Below are 15787 nucleotides of genomic sequence, written 5' to 3'. Positions count from 1 at the left end.
AACGAAGTACATTTAACGTGACCACAAGCTATAATAAGGAAGCATGAGTTCAGATTCAATTACTTTATCTTTCTGAAACAATACAGTTAATGTCCAGTTATTTGAGACCCAATATTCTATTCTGCTATAACCGGTGCCTGTATTTCCATATTCTTTTAAGCCTTCTCCCAACATATCTTTTACTTGTGTTCTTGTTAGGCCAATCAATTTTTTTTCTCTAACTAAAGTCTTGGCCATTTTTTCAGGCTTCTGCTTAGACTGCATCCAAATTGTTTTACTAAAATCAGTATGATTGAAATTGTTTTCTAGTAAATAATTTGATGAGGAAAATACAAGTAGAATGGGAAGAACAAGTATTCCCAATGCCGTATATTTTTTACCAGTTCGCAGGTAAAATATTGTAACAAAGAGTGCAACAGCAAAAATCAGGATGGATATATATAGTAGCAGAATATGCTCCATTTCGATCTCACTTAAAGTTTCTCCTCCTCCAAAACTAAAGGTAGATATGAAGTAAAAAAATCCAATTATTAAAATTATAAAAGTAGTGATGGTAAGGCTGATTGAAAACGATATAACAGGATGATATCTCTCGTGCTCACTCAAGTCTCTTGTTTGTGAATTTAGGGAATCGTTATTGAAGTGCAATGGTTTCATAATCAGATAAAAGTATCAAAATCTAAAAATGAAAACAGCTACTAAAAGCTATCTCTTTACCAGAATAAGTTTTAATAAAGGGAAACAATTTACTATAGAGAAGTTGTTCTACTTTTAATGGAGCTTTTTTTTATAAGTAGTATCAATAGCAATCTTACATTCAAAAACAGTTTTAGGCAACTGAATGGTTTTCGTGTAAAACTTAGGTACTCCATAAAAGCCAATTGTAATTACAGCACTTTCAGGATTTTTTGCCACAACAGCAATGTTGGTAGCAATACATATGGTATCAACCACTTTTCCTTTGGTTATTGTAATATAATCCGGCGTTTCGGCATATGCAGAAGAGTGATTAAAATGCTCAACTGTAGCATTGCCTATTTTGAAGGAACTTAGTACAGTTTTATCTGGTGTCATGTTAGGAAAACAGCCAGTCAATAGAATTAGTAATGTTAATAGAAGTAATCTGTTTTGTTTCATGTTTTATTGTTTGTTTTTTAAAAGAGTATTTCGTAGCAAAGCGCTAGTAAATGTGTTACAACATACCGAACAGCATTTGTTTTACTTTTGAAATAGCAGTTTTATATACCATTGGTACATTTGCGGAAGTGTTTTATCAAAATGAATAATTCCTTCCCACTCATCATTATCTTGGAAAGCTATAATTTTCTCACCTTCAATTAAATTTAATTTTCTTACCTCATCAAAAGATAATGCGGGATAATACGGGCCTAAAAAATTGAAATTAGTATCAATCGCTATTTTTTTCATTATTTTCTATTTCAGCCGATAGTGCAGATTTGCAATCTATGTCCGTTCCAATTAGCGATCTTATTTATTCTCATAGTTTTTATTTTTTTCTCTCTTTCACTTTGTTGATATACTTTAGGTGTACGGATTACTTCGTCAGTTCGCTATCGCTCGGGTGCAAATCCACGCTATAGGGTTTCTAATTTCCAGTATTTTTGATATGTAGTATAGATGTTTGAAGCAATTTCAGGATGGTTAATCATAATATCTTTTCGTTCATTAACAGTCAAATCTTTGTATTCAGGATTGTTTGAAATAGCGTTAAATGCAATTTTATGAATGACATCTGGAATGAACTGATTCATTTTTTGGGTAAACTGATTGTTTTCATTTCTAAATTTTAAATAGATACATCTGTCATAATTATTTTTATCATGAAAAAGCAGTCCTTCTGTAAAAAAAATCCCCAGAATATATTGGAGCGTTTTATCATCTCTCAAGTCAAAGTTAAAATACAGGGTCGTTTTTTTATCCATTTTAAAACTAATTCCCATTGTGCCTAAATTTTTGACATAAACAATGTTGTCTGGGCTTAAGTCAAGTAGAGATATCCTAAAATTATGCAGATTCATGAAATCCTTTACCGTAGCATGTTCATTCTCTTGAACAGATGTAATACTTGGAATTATTTTTCCATCAGGAAGTTTACAACATACCTCTTTAAAGTCAATGCAAGACACATCAAAAAATATTTTTTTACCGAATAATCTAATCATATTGCGTTGGTATTAATTATGTGAATCTAGGTTGTGGACACAAACTATGAACTGCTTTTTTATCTAAAAAGCTGAATTTGATAAAAGTGTAAAAAGAAAAACACAAAAACAGCTTTTATAAGCTATAATTGTGTCTAAATAAGTTTTAATTTACCTCATCTCCAAAGTCTTCCCAAACAAACAACTGTTATTTTTTAGCATGCACATCAATCTCTTAATTTTTGAAGGTTTTTTTAACTACTCATAAAACGAGCTTTAAGCAACATACAGCCACACGAAGGAATTTGTCAGGTAGTGGGGCATGATTTGTAAAGACAAAAAATTAGGGTTTTATGTTTCTTTTATTTCAATAATTTTCGTTTTTCAACATCTTGCAATATGCTCATTTGTTGAATGGCTATTTTATTGAGTTTTATCAATCTTTCTTTTTGGGGCATTTTTTCGTTTATAAAAAGGGCATTCAGGCTTTCCATGTTTGACAGGCAAATCAATTCGTTAATTGAAGCATAATCACGGATATTTCCTTTTAAGGAAGGGTTCGCTTCTCTCCATTGTTTGGCTGTTATTCCAAACAATGCAACATTCAAAACGTCGGCTTCGTTGGCGTATATGATAGAGGTTTGTGCCGAAGAAAGTTCTTTTGGAATTAAATTATGTCTGATAGCATCTGTATGAATATGGTAGTTGAGTTTTGCCAGTTCCCGTTTGGCTGTCCAGCCAAGTTGTTTTTGTTCTTCTGCTTTAAGCCGTTGAAATTCGACTATCAAATACAGTTTAAAAGGAACGCTAATAGCCGAGCCAAATTCAAAGGCAATGTCCTTATGTGCATACGTGCCACCGTATTTTCCTTTTTTTACAATTATGCCTACAGCATTTGTTTTCTCAATCCATTCTGAAACACTAAGTACAAAACTTGGTAATCCTGCCTGCGATTTAAAGTGGTCAAATTCGACCACTTTAAAATTGGGGTTGTATATTTGCTCCCATGTTCCCAAAAATTCAAGTGTATAACGGTTTCTTAACCAGTTTTTTATTATGTCAGATGCACGGCTTTGGCTTTCTTTTGCGTTTGCCATATCTGTGAGCGAGATATAATCTTTCTCTTCAACCGATACAATCGTAATTTCTGCATTCAACACATTTTTTTGGCCATAGTTCCTTTCTGTTAGTGATTTAATGGAAACATTTTTACTGTTTTCAAATTTAAAAAAAATACCAAGCGTTAGTTACGCTACCACAAATCCGTCCTTTTTAATGTTCTGCTTCAATATCAAACATTCTTATACTTGCACCAGCTGGAGAGCAAAATCTGATAAAAGTGCAAAAAGAAAAACACAAAAACAGCTTTTATAAGCTATAATTGTGTCTAAATAAGTTTTAATTTACCTCATCTCCAAAGTCTTCCCAAACAAGCAACTGTTATTTTTCAGCATGCACAGCAATCTCTTAATTTTTTTGAAGTTTTTTTTAAGAAACTTCGTAAAACAATAATTTTCGAAGCTGATTTAAAAATCTGGATATAATCTTGCGATTGTATCTTTATGTTTTGGAAGTTTAGTTGTGATAAAGGAAAATAATTTTTTAAATAATCTTTCCCATTCCTTTCTATAATCATCAATTAGGACAGTAACTTTGAATTCATTACTATCTAGTCCGCTATTTTTACCTTTAACAATAGAAACAATTATAAAATCATTGTTTTTTTCATGATTTAGGTAATAATCTGCTCCTTGTTCGCAAACCCAAATAGTGTATTTAATTATTTTTTCATTATTTAGATAATCTAATATTTCCAGAAACTCCGTGTGTTCTACAATAAATTCAAAATCATAATCTATTTTTAATATTTTATTGTTTCCAAAATCTAATTTAATATAACCAACATACAGAAACTTAAACTCCTCTAAAATAAGAAAGAGCTCTGTAGCATCTTCATATTCATCTTCCGAGAATTGTTCCTTATAGTTTTTTTTTTTTTAATGTATATCAAAATTCATAGTTGCTTATGGATGAATTACTTTTTTTAGTAGAATTATTGTAATAATTGTAAAATATTTTCAGCATTATTCTCTTTTGCTATATCAATTGCTGTTTTGCCTAAATTATTTTTAACGTGTAAATTTGCTTTGTTTTTAACCAGACACTTGACTGTTTCTATATTTCCAGAATAAACTGCGTAAATAAGTGCTGTATTGCCATAGCTGTTTTGAGCATCAATATTTAAACCTTTTTTTAAAATTAATGGTATTAATTGATGCCTGTTGTTCATAGCTGAGGCCATTAGCACGGTTGTATTATCTTCTGTTTTTATATCTAAATTTGCTCCGCTTTTAATTAAAAGCAGGGCAATTTCATTTTTCGTTTTAATGGAACACGATTTTGGTTTTGCAACTTTATTTAAGCTTAATTTTGCTACATCAATTAATATAGGGTCAAGTGATTGAGGGCAAATTGATAATGCACTGAATATTGCACTACCTTCTGATTTATTATCATTATTGTATTGAATTAAATTTACGTCAGCATCCTTTTTTATCAGCAATTGAACAATATTTAAATTACCATACAAACAAGCTGTTGATAAAGGAGAAACGTCTGTTCTGCAATTTACATCAGGTATTTTACCAATTAATTTTTCAGAAAGGGAATTATTTCCTTGAATAATTGATTCGTTTAGTTTCGTACAATTATTATTTTGAGCTAAACAGCAGTTGCTCAGTATGAATAATAACAAAAGTGTATTTATTTTCATAATTGTGGGATTATTTTGGTTTATAGCTGTTATAATTACTTTCTATTTTATAAAACCATTTAATCTGAAAGATTGCCAGAATTATTTATAAATTAACATGGATAGAAACTCTTCCATAAAAATACTTCCGGCTAAACCGGTTTTATACATATTTTTACTTTCTTCTTCAGTAATTCTTTTTTTAGCAATTTCGTCTAATTTTTCGTTTACTTGTACAGCATAAAACTCCTTTGTTAGGATGTCTTGAAGTGTAAAAACTGGTATTATCCATTTGCTTTTATCTATCTCAAGTTGTCCGATTTCTTTCCACGAACCATCTTTTAAACCCATATTGCTTACTTGTTTTATATAGAGAATATCGTCATTAATGATGGTGTCTATTATATCTTGATTTGGTGGAGTTTGATAGATTGTTTTAAAAAAGTAACCCAAAAGAATACTACCTTGTTCCCTTACTACAATACCTGTTAAATATTCTTTTTTTGTTGTTGGAATTGCAAATACAGCTCCTAAATATTTTTTTCGTTTCATTGTTTGTTTTTGTAGGCAATTGCATTTTGTTTTTAACTCCTGAAAGTTTTTTAAATGAAACATATTGGTAAGATGCAAAACCTGTAATTTCTTTAGTTTTGTAAAGTCGAATAACACTTTTGACTGCTGTTCAAAAAGAGAGAGTTTTTTCAGGTTTGCAAACTCAGACAAGAAAGACAAATCAACAATTGCTGAAACACTTGAGATGCTCAGCGATTCAATCGTTTCTAAATTTGGAATAATAAACGGTTTTGCTTTTGTTCTAAAACATTCTAACTCCAAGGTTTTGATAGAAAGAGGTTTTATGAAATCTAAATTATCAATGGCACCGCTGGTTGAAATATATAAAGTTTCTAAAGTTGTACAGTCTGAAACCGGCGAATAGTCTTTTACGCTTCCACCAATTAAAAGTCTGTTAAGGTTCTTGAAATTTTTTAAAAACCGAAGTGGAATTGGGCAAAAAACATATAAACGTAAATCTTCAATCTCGTCAAGATTAATGTCTTTTAAAAACGCAATATCTTTTGCGCTGTTTATTTCGATATCTAATATTGATTTGTCTTCCATTTTATAATTGGTTGTGTTGTTCGTTTATTTGTCTGGCGCTTTTCTTTGTGTGTTTTTATTAATGTCACTAGTTAATTGATAAGTGTATGCTCGGTTTTCGCAAGACTGCGCTATTTATGTCAATTTTCCTTTTTTTATAGCTTCTCTTAAATCGTTTATTGTCAGTTCTTTTTTCTCTTTTTTATAAAAAAGACGGCTTATGAGCAAGCTTATGACGTCTGTTTCGGAATTAAAATATGCGACAAAATCAAAATCGCTTATATCTACATTAAACTTGTTTGAAAAACGGGTTATAAATTCTTCGGCTTCGTCTCCATAAATCCCTAAATCTTTTTCAATTTTCCAATTGGGCGAAGTGTCCGTAATTGTTTTACCGGTTTCTTCCTTTAGAAATTGATAGAGTTTTATATTGTTATTCATTTCCCTTTAATTCCTTCCTTCTGACCACCTCAGATGTATTTTCGATTTGTTGTTTATTTAATAGCCGAATCTGATAAACCTATTAAATGCAAAACGCAAAAAGAGCCGTGAAAGGCTCTTTTTGTATTAGAATAAGTTTTTAATAAACTTAAAAAGTTGGAATTAGCAAGTTTACTACACAATTATAAAATAGGCAATCAAACCAGCAATGGCAGGAGTTCCAAAAAAAAGCAAATTGGAAAATAGGAGTTCTTTTTTGGTAACAATATAGGAACGGTCTGCGTTTTCATGCGTCCACTTGCTGTATCTTGATGCAAAAAGAATGGTTGGTTTTGTATAAGTGGTTGCAAAATCTTTATAAAACAGCAACAATAACAGGCGAAAGAAAAGAATGTAAAGAAGCGGATATCCTGTGATAATGAAATTATAAAAACTGCTTTCTGTTAAAAGGATAAGGATTCCGCTGAAAAGGATAATAATAAAACTTAATGAAAAAAATTGCGCAAACAGATTCTGGTTTATAATATCTTGTGATACCGTGTAAAACAAACTCCATGAACCGACTGCTACAAAGAAACCAAATAAACCAAAATCAAAAAGCGGATTGATGTAAAATAATAGTAGTGCAAATAAATATACCAATACTAAAACCACTAAATAAATGACAAATTTAGATGTGATAAGGTCTTTAAAAGGGGTTTCTTTTCGTAAGTTTTCCTTGCAGGTGGTATGTTCAAACTTCAATTTTGTCATGTTCGAATCTTGTGTTACACTTCCAAATATTTTCCTTGTAATTGCCAAATTTCATGTCGTGGTTGATAAAACTACAAATTAGCGCTATCAAGTTTATGATATTAAAGCCGAATCTGATAAACGTATGAAATGCAAAACGCAAAAAGAGCCGTGAAAGGCTCTTTTTGTATTAGAATAAGTTTTTAATAAACTTAAAAAGGGAGTAGGAAAGTTTACTTTTAATGTTTTGACAAAAGATTTTTTTAGCTATTCAATCTAACATAAACCTTATCTGAACTTCTGATAGTTCTTATTCCAATATTCTTCAATGAAATTCCATTTGTCTGTATCATCTAAGACTGAGTACGGGAGTTTTTTTGTCAATTTTAAATTGCTTTCATCATTCTTAAGTACTTTGGAAATCTGAATACTTTGCGGTTCTTCTTCATCTTCACAATTTTTTCCATAGATATAGCCTAGTTCAACTGTCTCAAAATTTTTGAAAGTAAACAGCTTGCTTGTCCAATTCATATCAGCGCAACCTGCCCGACTATAGCTATACCAATAATTTGAGTTAGATTTTAGTCGAACATACTCACGGATACGTTCAAAACCTCTGGATTTTACAAACGTAGTATTTAATGAATCATACAAATAAAGTTCATGTTCGCCTCTCTGGTCTCCACGAGAAAAAAGGATGTCAAAATTACCATCATTATTAAAATCTATAAATTCATGATTATAAAGTCCTCCTTTTTCAATGTAGGTCTGAAAAATTTTTAAAGAGTCTTTTTTAACCATGACCAAAAGCGTATCACTATTTTCTAAATCAGGGTCAATGGTTGTAACTTGGAATGAATGTCCTTTAGCAAATAAAGTGGTATCAGAGTTGAAATAACTTTCTGTCGTTGTAGTATCAGCAGTTGGTGTTTCTGTTGCAACAACAGGATTATTTCTTTTACTACAAGAATTTAATACAGCTAGTACTGTAATTATAAAGATGAATTTTGTTTTCATTTTTTGAATCTCTGGTGCACTCGCTTAAAAAAATCTCTAAATTTTATATTTTCAGAATTTTTCAAATTCCAATTTTAGCATTAATATTGTGTTTTTCTGCGTATGCCTTTGCCTCATTCATCAATTTTGTAAACTTGGCATCTATGTCGTTTTGGGTTGAAGCGTCAAAATCGGCAATTGCTTTTTCAATTTGTTCAGGAGAGGCTTTTTCGTCTTTCATTTTCGCAATGGGCAGATAACCTTCTTTTTGTTTCGCGATTGCATAAGTAAACAAATCTTTTGATGCCTGAAGAAATTCTTTATTGTCATCGTCTTCGGCTATATCTTTAATAGTTTGAAATCTCGTTTCTAGATTGCTTATATCATACTTAAAGGCATCATAATAAGAAGAAGGAATCATCTTTTTCTGGCCTTCATCATAAATTTGTGGTTCCGATTGTAGTTTTTCATTTATCTCTTTACTGCCAAAACGAGACAACAGGTTTGCATTTAACGCTGCGATTTCAAAGGTTTTTTCTGGCGAAAGGTTGTTGCAAGAGCTAGAAACGAGTGCTGTCGCGATTAATACTAAAAATAGAGTTGTGGTATTTAAGATTTTTTTCATTTTTTGAGTTCGTTTATAATTTACACTTTTAAGATTTTACTTTTTCATCATCAAATTCTTCCGAAGCTAAAATGTCGGAATCGACAAGTTCTTTGAAATCTAATCTTTGATCTATTCAAAATAGGTCAAACTGTCTTTTGCATTATCAATAATATTTTGCGGATATGCTGTATTTAAAGAAATACTCTTCATTACGTCCAGGTATTTTTGATGTTCAGCATTATTGTCATCGTTTATCAGACGATGTAATAAGCCCAAAGTATATTCTGTTGGTTTACGTTCAATAGATTGTAAAAGCAATTCTTCGTATCCGTTTTTATAATGATTTTCCATAAAACTGCCTAACGGGCCTGGCCCGCCATAATCTATATCCGGACTACGTTCAATAAGCTCAAAAATGGGTTCTATTGCGTTGAAATTATCTTCCATCGCTTCCAATTCGTCACGTATTTCGTAAGCAGGATCTATAAATTCATATTTATCTCCCGTTTCGTATGCTTTTTGAATGTATTGTTCAAGATTGGTAATGATTGTTTTAATTTGGGTTGTCATATTTTACTATTTTATTCTTAATTCAGTATTTTCAACTCTTGTGCTATTTCATTTCGCCATAGCTCCATATCTTCATATTTCTCGTTGTATTCGTCTATCGAAAGATTTCTTAATTTGAATAACGCTTCGGCTTTACTAAATCCTATTTTATTGGCTACCAACTGGAATTTTTCAATGCTAATTTCATCATCAATATGATCATCAAAATATTCAATCATGATGTCCATAAGTAGTAATTCCCAATTATTTCCATAATCGATATAAATCTGATCACATTCCAGTTCAAATTTTATAATTTTTTGGGACTCATTATCATCAATAATAGTCCAAAAACTTTCTCCTGAACCGTAAATTGGAATAATTCTTTTTCCATTTAGAATGGTATAGTTCAATATCGTTGGTAAATAAAAATAAGCTCCTTCTGCATCTTGCACACGATAGGCTAGTTCAGGAATATTTCCTATGTTTTCTATAAATTCTTTTGGAAATCCAAAGTTTAAAAGCTCATCTATACGGTTTTCTTTAGAAATAATTTGAGTCATAGAATGATTATTAGGTTTTTATTGCATTGAACTTGTCAGAAAATATAAAAAGATTATCCTTTCAGAATTTTACTTTTTTCCGCATCAAATTCCTCTGAAGTTAAAATTCCCGCATCCAAAAGCTCTTTTAAGTCTAGTAAAGCTTTCTTTTTTGCTTCCATGACATTTCCAGCATCCGCTTTTGGTTCTTCAGCTTTAGAAGTTTGAATTGGCGTAATAGTTGTTCCGGAAGGAGCATATTTCAAGATCAGCTCAGTAATTTCATTAAAACCTTTTACATTCGAATAATCAATTGCTTTTTGCTCTTTTACATTTACGATAGAAGCATCGGCTTTATTGTCCAGTAAATATTTAACGACATCTTTCTTTCCGTTCGCGGCGCTGTAATGTAAAGGCGTATTTCCAGATTCGTCCTGGATATTAATATTCGCTCCAGCTTCAATAAGTAATTTAACCATGCTGAGGTTTCCTTTTTTGGTAGCGACATGAAGCAGACTTTCTCCGCCGTAAGTATAACTGTTGTTTAATGAAAAACTGGATTCATTCGAAATATTAGAAGCGCTTACCACCCAATCCAAATAATCATTCATTGACGAAGTATCGCCAGCGACAGGTTTGCTGTAATTTACATCAACACCATTTTCTAAAAACAAGGCCACAATTTCCTTTTGATTGTTCGCGCAGGCATACCAAATTGGAGAATAACCGTTGTTGTTTGACGTAAATACATCGGCACCTCTTTCGACCAATAATTTGGCCAGCATTCGGTTGGTTTCATAACAGGCGATCAAAAGAGCGTTTTCGCCAGCATGATTGACATGATTCACATTGGCATCGTTGTCCAAAAGTAAAGTGACCATCGGAATCGATTTGGTATAACACGCATAAAGCAATGGTGTGTTACCTTGTTTGTCGGTCACATTAATGTCTGCACCTTTGTCTAAAAGCAATTGGATGATCTCTCGGTTTAATCTTGCCGAAGCCAGTAATAATGGTGTTTCTCCGTTGTTGTTCAGAAGATTAACGTCAGTCCCTGCTTCAAGCAACTTTGTTGCAATTTCGATTTGAGCCGTCTGTACAGTCAAATGTAACAGGCTGTTACCGTTTTTATCGTTAATTTCAATTTTGGCTTCGTTATCCAAAAGATACAAAGCAGTTTGTTTTTGTTTTTGAAGACAAGCGAAAAACAAAGGTGTTTCTCCTGCATGATCTTCATAATCGATATCGGCACCGTCTTCAGCTAATATTTTTACAATATCGAGATAACCTCTGTGTGCGGCATAATGAAGAGCGGTTCTTCCTTTTTCGTCGGTATATTTTACATCTACTTCTTTGTTTTGAAGTAACAATTCAGCTATTTTTCGGTTGCCGTTTTCACAGGCAATTATAAATGACATTGACATAGAATCTTAGTTTTATATAATTATTTTAAACACATAGAGACATAGTTTATTGAAAATTAAAGAAGGCGTTTGACTTATTCAAATTCACATAGTTTGGCTATGTGTGGAAACTTGTTTCTTTTGCTCTCTTTTCAACACAATTCTAAAGTTTCAAAACTATGTTTCTATGTGTTTAAATTGTTTTTTTACTAGCGGAGAAGTTTAAGCTTTCATTAAAAGCTCAACAGTTTTTATTTTCAAATTATCTCCCGAAGCAAGCGTAAGAGCTGTTTCATCCTTATCGTTTGTAATATCTTTATCAGCACCATTTTCAAGAAGCAGTTTTACTTTTCTGTAAATTTCTTTGGCAGCTTCTGCGTCATAGTTTACATTGAAAGCACAAACTTTGTGTAAAATGGTATTTCCCTGATTATCCTGTTCGTTAACATCGATTGATCCGCTGTCTAATGCTGATTTTAGGATACCCGACTTTTTCTCGGCAATATAATCAATACCCGATTTTGGATTTCCATAATAAGTAGCACAGTGATTTAAGTCGGCGCCATCTGATAATAATCGTTGTAAAGAATTCAAATCATATTCAGAATCAGACATCATTCGGATAAATTCAGTTAGTAAAGTTCTACCGTCTTTGTTGATGCTGTTAAAATCTGTAGATGACGATTCGGCCAAAAGTTCATACATCGGAATCGAAAACTGTTCGCCTACAGCATAATAAAAAGAACTGTTTTCCTGATTGTCTTTTTCATTTGGATCTGCTCCATTTTCTAACAACATCGGAATGTATTCTTTTTTATGTCTTTTAATGGCATACATCAAAGGCGTTGTACCAACTACATTTTTCTCATTGATGTCAACTCCGTTTTCAAGAAGGGTTTTAATATACGCTGTGCCTTTTTCAGCATTTAAAGAATAATTATTAACAATTTTATGAATTAAATTTTCTTGTGAATTGCTTTTATAATTGGCATTACAGCCAAAATCTTCTATTAAACTTTTAATGACTTCCGGAACAGCTTCTTTCTCGATACAATATCCCAATAAAGTCTGATCGCTGATTTCGTCGTTCACATTATCCACTTTCGATAAGATCTTTTTGAAGAAAGAAATAGATTCCTCATCATTTTTTATATTTCGGGAAAGGGAATTGAAGATAGATTTGTCAAAACTATCCAATTCATAGATGTCGGTTTCAATAAAACCGGCTTTTATCAATCTTTCAATGAAATCAATTTCTTTGGTTTCAATAATTTTGGCGGCGATTTGAGAAAAATTATTTTGAAGGTATTGTGCGTTAAAATTTTCTCCGTTATTTAGGCATTCTCTAGCCTCGTCAAATTTTCCCTGAAAAAGGAAATTTTCAATCTGGTTTGTCTGCATTTGAAATATATTTAAAAATGATGATAAATTTTGATAGCGGTTTACTTTGTAATTATTGACTTCGCAAACCATGCTGTAAGATAAAACATAAAATTCGTAAATATATTTCAGGATAAAAATTAAAAATGACAGTTTAAGTCGTAAAACTGACAGAATAGGGTTTTTGAGATTATTTTTCGTGAAATTGCTCTAAGTCATGCATCATTTTTGTGCCAATTTCAGATGGTTTACCAGTTGTATTCCATTTTAACAATTCGGCTATAATTTCCATTCGCTTCATGGCATTTAGGGCTAATACTTTTAATGCTCCATCTACCTCTCCTGTGATTTTGATTTGTGCGAAAGCGGTAGCATATGTTACCATATCACTTTGTGTGAGATTCATTTCATCGGTTTTTACTAACTGTTCTATATTTTCACGAGAGATATCCTCAGCTGGCAGATACGTCATATCCCAATACTCTTCAATCAGTCTCTTAGGAAAAGAAGTAAAGTCAAAAGTTTTTGTTTTACGCAAATCTTCAGTTATTTGGGCCAAAGTATCAGAACCTTCATCACTTCCAAAAGGAGCTTCTTCATCGCCGCAGTCATAATAAAATTCATCCTTAAAATGGGCACGGAATTTTGGATGTGAGGTTAAAGGATGGAGTCCAATTTCTTCATCATCAAAATAATAGTGATTATTAAGATCAAATTCTGGGTAAAGTTTATACCCTTTTTTCTTTTTAGAATCAATCAGTTTCTTAACCTCTTTTTGACACTCTTCTACACTGTCAAATTCTTTGATCTGATATTTTCCAGTTGTTCCGGTTTTACCATAATTGACCGCAAATGCAGGTTCATCCTGTTCAATTCGCCAGAATTTATCACTTTTCTCGTCCTGGTATCGATAAGCTTCCATAAGTTTTTCAGTTTGTTGATTACTATTTTAATGAATTTTGATTGCGTCGAGAATTCATCTGGATTTTCAAAAAATATAATTGTAAGATAAAACACAAAAAGCGATAAATATATCTCAGAATTGAAATTAAAATTGTCTTTTTATGTTTTAAAATTGACAGAATAAGGTTTTTTTAGAATATTTTAAGTTGGTTTTTAATAAAAATGGGAATTAAGAGACCTTTTTTTTATTTAACAACCCTTTAGAATTAATCTATAAATAGCCAAATAAAAAAAATACTATCTTTACCGATCAAACGTTTATGAACTTAAGCTGCATTCTGGCAGCACTACATATATAATTATGGCATGTACAAGTTGTTCAACCTCAGATGGTGGTGCACCAAAAGGTTGTAAAAATAATGGGACTTGCGGCACCGATAGCTGCAATAAATTGACGGTTTTTGACTGGCTTTCAAACATGAGTCCGTCTAATGGAGAGGCGATTTTTGATTGTGTTGAGGTTCGTTTTAAAAATGGACGCAAGGAATTTTTTAGAAATTCAGAAAAATTAACTTTAAGTATTGGTGATATTGTAGCAACTGTTGCTTCACCAGGACATGATATTGGAATTGTTACTTTGACAGGAGAATTGGTTAAAATTCAAATGAAGAAAAAAGGAGTTAATCCGGATAGTAATGAAGTTCCGAAAATTTACAGAAAAGCATCTCAAAAAGATATCGATATTTGGTCTGTAGCCCGCGATCGCGAAGAACCAATGAAAGTTCGTGCACGTGAATTGGCAATTCAGCATAAATTAGAAATGAAAATTTCAGATATCGAATTTCAAGGAGACGGATCAAAAGCAACGTTTTATTACACAGCAAATGATCGTGTCGATTTTAGAATGTTGATTAAAGATTTTGCTAAAGAATTCAGTACCAGAGTTGAAATGAAACAAGTTGGTTTTCGTCAGGAAGCAGCTCGTTTAGGTGGCGTTGGTTCTTGCGGACGTGAACTTTGCTGTTCTACTTGGCTGACTGATTTTAGAAGCGTAAATACTTCTGCAGCTCGTTATCAGCAGTTATCATTGAATCCACAGAAATTAGCGGGTCAATGTGGGAAATTAAAATGCTGTCTAAACTATGAGTTAGATACTTACATGGATGCATTGAAGGATTTTCCAGATTATGATACTAAGCTGATTACGGAAAAAGGAGATGCTGTTTGTCAAAAACAAGATATTTTTAAAGGATTGATGTGGTTTGCTTACACAAACAACTTCGCCAATTGGCATGTTTTAAAAATTGATCAGGTAAAAGAAATTATTGCAGAAAATAAACAGAAAAACAAAGTTTCTTCTTTAGAAGATTTTGCTGTTGAGGTAGTTGCAGAACCAGAAAAAGATTTTAATAATGCAATGGGACAAGAGAGTTTGACTCGTTTTGACCAGCCAAAAAGAAAGAAAAAACCAAACCGCAAACGCAAACAAAATGCGGAAGCGGCTGGTGTTGCAGCTCCGGTAAAACCACAGCAGGAAAAAAACACGAATAATAACGCTAAACCTGCAGGAAATAACAATCCGAATGGGAATCCCAACAAGCAGAATAAGCCTAATAATCCCAACAAGCAAAATCATAAGAACAAGCAAAATCCGAATAAACAAAATAATTCGAACAAGCAAAATTCAAATGAAAACAAGCCTGCTGAACCTAGAAAACCAATAACGAATACTAAAAATGAGAATAAAAAATAGCGGAATTCTTCTTTTGGCAGCTATTCTTCTTTTTTCGTGTGATAAAAAGAGGGTATTTGATGAGTATAAATCTGTTGGAAGTGCTTGGCACAAAGACAGTGTTGTAACCTTTAATCTGCCAGTTTTAGATTCTACAAAAAAATACAATTTGTTTGTAAACATACGAGATAACAACAATTATCCGTTTAATAATTTATTTTTGATTGTTGCGATCGAAGCGCCAAGCGGATTTACAAAAGTGGATACTTTAGAATATCAAATGGCAGCTCCAGATGGAACTTTGTTGGGGAACGGATTTACTGATATCAAAGAAAGTAAGTTGTATTACAAAGAAGATGTCAAATTTAAAGGGAAATATCAAGTCCACATAAAACAAGCTGTTAGACAATCAGGCAAAATCACTGGTGTTGATGCTTTAGAAGGAATTACAGACGTTGGTTTCAGAATAGAACAAAAAGATTAGAAAAAT

18 protein-coding genes are annotated in these 15787 nt (G+C 32.1%); 2 read left to right on the top strand and 16 right to left on the bottom strand.

Annotated elements, in window-relative coordinates; all coding sequences use genetic code 11:
• Positions 1–12: 12 nt before the first annotated feature.
• From GSY47_RS21370 to GSY47_RS21295, 16 genes are all read right to left on the bottom strand, one after another.
• Positions 13–606: a hypothetical protein gene (locus GSY47_RS21370; protein WP_179003042.1), complete on the bottom strand. Its 594-nt coding sequence runs from the start codon at positions 604–606 to the stop codon at positions 13–15.
• A 165-nt stretch (positions 607–771) separates the two neighbouring features.
• Positions 772–1137 carry a hypothetical protein gene (locus GSY47_RS21365; RefSeq protein ID WP_179003041.1) on the bottom strand — a complete coding sequence of 122 codons (366 nt, stop codon included), beginning with the start codon at positions 1135–1137 and terminating at the stop codon, positions 772–774.
• An 81-nt stretch (positions 1138–1218) separates the two neighbouring features.
• Positions 1219–1428, bottom strand: coding sequence for a hypothetical protein (locus GSY47_RS21360; protein ID WP_179003040.1), 210 nt, complete (start codon positions 1426–1428; stop codon positions 1219–1221).
• Between the two features lie 167 nt (positions 1429–1595).
• On the bottom strand, positions 1596–2183 hold the full coding sequence (locus tag GSY47_RS21355) for a hypothetical protein (protein WP_179003039.1): 588 nt from the start codon (positions 2181–2183) through the stop codon (positions 1596–1598).
• A gap of 341 nt (positions 2184–2524) precedes the next feature.
• Positions 2525–3322 (bottom strand): KilA-N domain-containing protein, encoded by a 798-nt coding sequence (locus GSY47_RS21350; protein WP_179003038.1) that lies wholly within the window; start codon positions 3320–3322, stop codon positions 2525–2527.
• Between the two features lie 893 nt (positions 3323–4215).
• On the bottom strand, positions 4216–4935 hold the full coding sequence (locus GSY47_RS21345; protein WP_179003037.1) for an ankyrin repeat domain-containing protein: 720 nt from the start codon (positions 4933–4935) through the stop codon (positions 4216–4218).
• An 81-nt stretch (positions 4936–5016) separates the two neighbouring features.
• The gene (locus GSY47_RS21340; protein WP_179003036.1) at positions 5017–6033 is read right to left on the bottom strand and encodes an Imm26 family immunity protein; all 1017 of its coding nucleotides are present in this window, start codon (positions 6031–6033) and stop codon (positions 5017–5019) included.
• A 114-nt stretch (positions 6034–6147) separates the two neighbouring features.
• A complete protein-coding gene (locus tag GSY47_RS21335) occupies positions 6148–6453 on the bottom strand; it encodes a DUF1493 family protein (RefSeq protein WP_179003035.1) in 306 nt (101 codons plus the stop codon).
• 174 nt (positions 6454–6627) lie between these two features.
• Positions 6628–7206 (bottom strand): hypothetical protein, encoded by a 579-nt coding sequence (locus tag GSY47_RS21330; RefSeq protein WP_179003034.1) that lies wholly within the window; start codon positions 7204–7206, stop codon positions 6628–6630.
• Positions 7207–7473: 267 nt separating this feature from the next.
• Positions 7474–8202 (bottom strand): hypothetical protein, encoded by a 729-nt coding sequence (locus GSY47_RS21325; protein ID WP_179003033.1) that lies wholly within the window; start codon positions 8200–8202, stop codon positions 7474–7476.
• Positions 8203–8263: 61 nt separating this feature from the next.
• Complete coding sequence (locus tag GSY47_RS21320; RefSeq protein ID WP_179003032.1) at positions 8264–8806, bottom strand: hypothetical protein; 543 nt, start codon at positions 8804–8806, stop codon at positions 8264–8266.
• Between the two features lie 111 nt (positions 8807–8917).
• On the bottom strand, positions 8918–9358 hold the full coding sequence (locus GSY47_RS21315) for a hypothetical protein (RefSeq protein WP_179003031.1): 441 nt from the start codon (positions 9356–9358) through the stop codon (positions 8918–8920).
• A gap of 17 nt (positions 9359–9375) precedes the next feature.
• Positions 9376–9900, bottom strand: a complete 525-nt coding sequence (locus GSY47_RS21310; RefSeq protein WP_179003030.1) for a hypothetical protein — start codon at positions 9898–9900, stop codon at positions 9376–9378.
• Between the two features lie 53 nt (positions 9901–9953).
• Positions 9954–11297, bottom strand: coding sequence for an ankyrin repeat domain-containing protein (locus GSY47_RS21305; RefSeq protein ID WP_246611373.1), 1344 nt, complete (start codon positions 11295–11297; stop codon positions 9954–9956).
• A 207-nt stretch (positions 11298–11504) separates the two neighbouring features.
• Complete coding sequence (locus GSY47_RS21300) at positions 11505–12683, bottom strand: ankyrin repeat domain-containing protein (protein ID WP_179003028.1); 1179 nt, start codon at positions 12681–12683, stop codon at positions 11505–11507.
• A 169-nt stretch (positions 12684–12852) separates the two neighbouring features.
• Entirely contained in the window at positions 12853–13584 is a 732-nt protein-coding gene (locus tag GSY47_RS21295; RefSeq protein ID WP_179003027.1) for a WGR domain-containing protein, read from the bottom strand.
• 342 nt (positions 13585–13926) lie between these two features.
• On the opposite strand from GSY47_RS21295, the gene GSY47_RS21290 reads away from it, so the two are divergent.
• Positions 13927–15318 (top strand): PSP1 domain-containing protein, encoded by a 1392-nt coding sequence (locus tag GSY47_RS21290; RefSeq protein WP_179003026.1) that lies wholly within the window; start codon positions 13927–13929, stop codon positions 15316–15318.
• Positions 15302–15781 carry a gliding motility lipoprotein GldH gene (locus GSY47_RS21285; RefSeq protein WP_179003025.1) on the top strand — a complete coding sequence of 160 codons (480 nt, stop codon included), beginning with the start codon at positions 15302–15304 and terminating at the stop codon, positions 15779–15781. Before GSY47_RS21290 ends, GSY47_RS21285 begins: the two co-directional genes overlap by 17 nt.
• Positions 15782–15787: the final 6 nt, after the last annotated feature.

This window comes from Flavobacterium quisquiliarum (assembly GCF_019308285.1).
Classification (GTDB): domain Bacteria; phylum Bacteroidota; class Bacteroidia; order Flavobacteriales; family Flavobacteriaceae; genus Flavobacterium; species Flavobacterium quisquiliarum.
The sequence above is the reverse complement of the archived record's forward strand: the minus strand, read 5'-3'. Positions and strand labels throughout refer to the sequence as shown.

Bases quoted from the DNA above. Each gene is read 5' to 3' on its own strand.
- GSY47_RS21365 (WP_179003041.1), bottom strand. From the start codon at position 1,137: ATGAAACAAAACAGATTACTTCTATTAACATTACTAATTCTATTGACT.
- GSY47_RS21360 (WP_179003040.1), bottom strand. From the start codon at position 1,428: ATGAAAAAAATAGCGATTGATACTAATTTCAATTTTTTAGGCCCGTAT.
- GSY47_RS21355 (WP_179003039.1), bottom strand. From the start codon at position 2,183: ATGATTAGATTATTCGGTAAAAAAATATTTTTTGATGTGTCTTGCATT.
- GSY47_RS21345 (WP_179003037.1), bottom strand. From the start codon at position 4,935: ATGAAAATAAATACACTTTTGTTATTATTCATACTGAGCAACTGCTGT.
- GSY47_RS21340 (WP_179003036.1), bottom strand. From the start codon at position 6,033: ATGGAAGACAAATCAATATTAGATATCGAAATAAACAGCGCAAAAGAT.
- GSY47_RS21335 (WP_179003035.1), bottom strand. From the start codon at position 6,453: ATGAATAACAATATAAAACTCTATCAATTTCTAAAGGAAGAAACCGGT.
- GSY47_RS21330 (WP_179003034.1), bottom strand. From the start codon at position 7,206: ATGACAAAATTGAAGTTTGAACATACCACCTGCAAGGAAAACTTACGA.
- GSY47_RS21325 (WP_179003033.1), bottom strand. From the start codon at position 8,202: ATGAAAACAAAATTCATCTTTATAATTACAGTACTAGCTGTATTAAAT.
- GSY47_RS21320 (WP_179003032.1), bottom strand. From the start codon at position 8,806: ATGAAAAAAATCTTAAATACCACAACTCTATTTTTAGTATTAATCGCG.
- GSY47_RS21315 (WP_179003031.1), bottom strand. From the start codon at position 9,358: ATGACAACCCAAATTAAAACAATCATTACCAATCTTGAACAATACATT.
- GSY47_RS21310 (WP_179003030.1), bottom strand. From the start codon at position 9,900: ATGACTCAAATTATTTCTAAAGAAAACCGTATAGATGAGCTTTTAAAC.
- GSY47_RS21305 (WP_246611373.1), bottom strand. From the start codon at position 11,297: ATGTCATTTATAATTGCCTGTGAAAACGGCAACCGAAAAATAGCTGAA.
- GSY47_RS21300 (WP_179003028.1), bottom strand. From the start codon at position 12,683: ATGCAGACAAACCAGATTGAAAATTTCCTTTTTCAGGGAAAATTTGAC.
- GSY47_RS21295 (WP_179003027.1), bottom strand. From the start codon at position 13,584: ATGGAAGCTTATCGATACCAGGACGAGAAAAGTGATAAATTCTGGCGA.
- GSY47_RS21290 (WP_179003026.1), top strand. From the start codon at position 13,927: ATGGCATGTACAAGTTGTTCAACCTCAGATGGTGGTGCACCAAAAGGT.
- GSY47_RS21285 (WP_179003025.1), top strand. From the start codon at position 15,302: ATGAGAATAAAAAATAGCGGAATTCTTCTTTTGGCAGCTATTCTTCTT.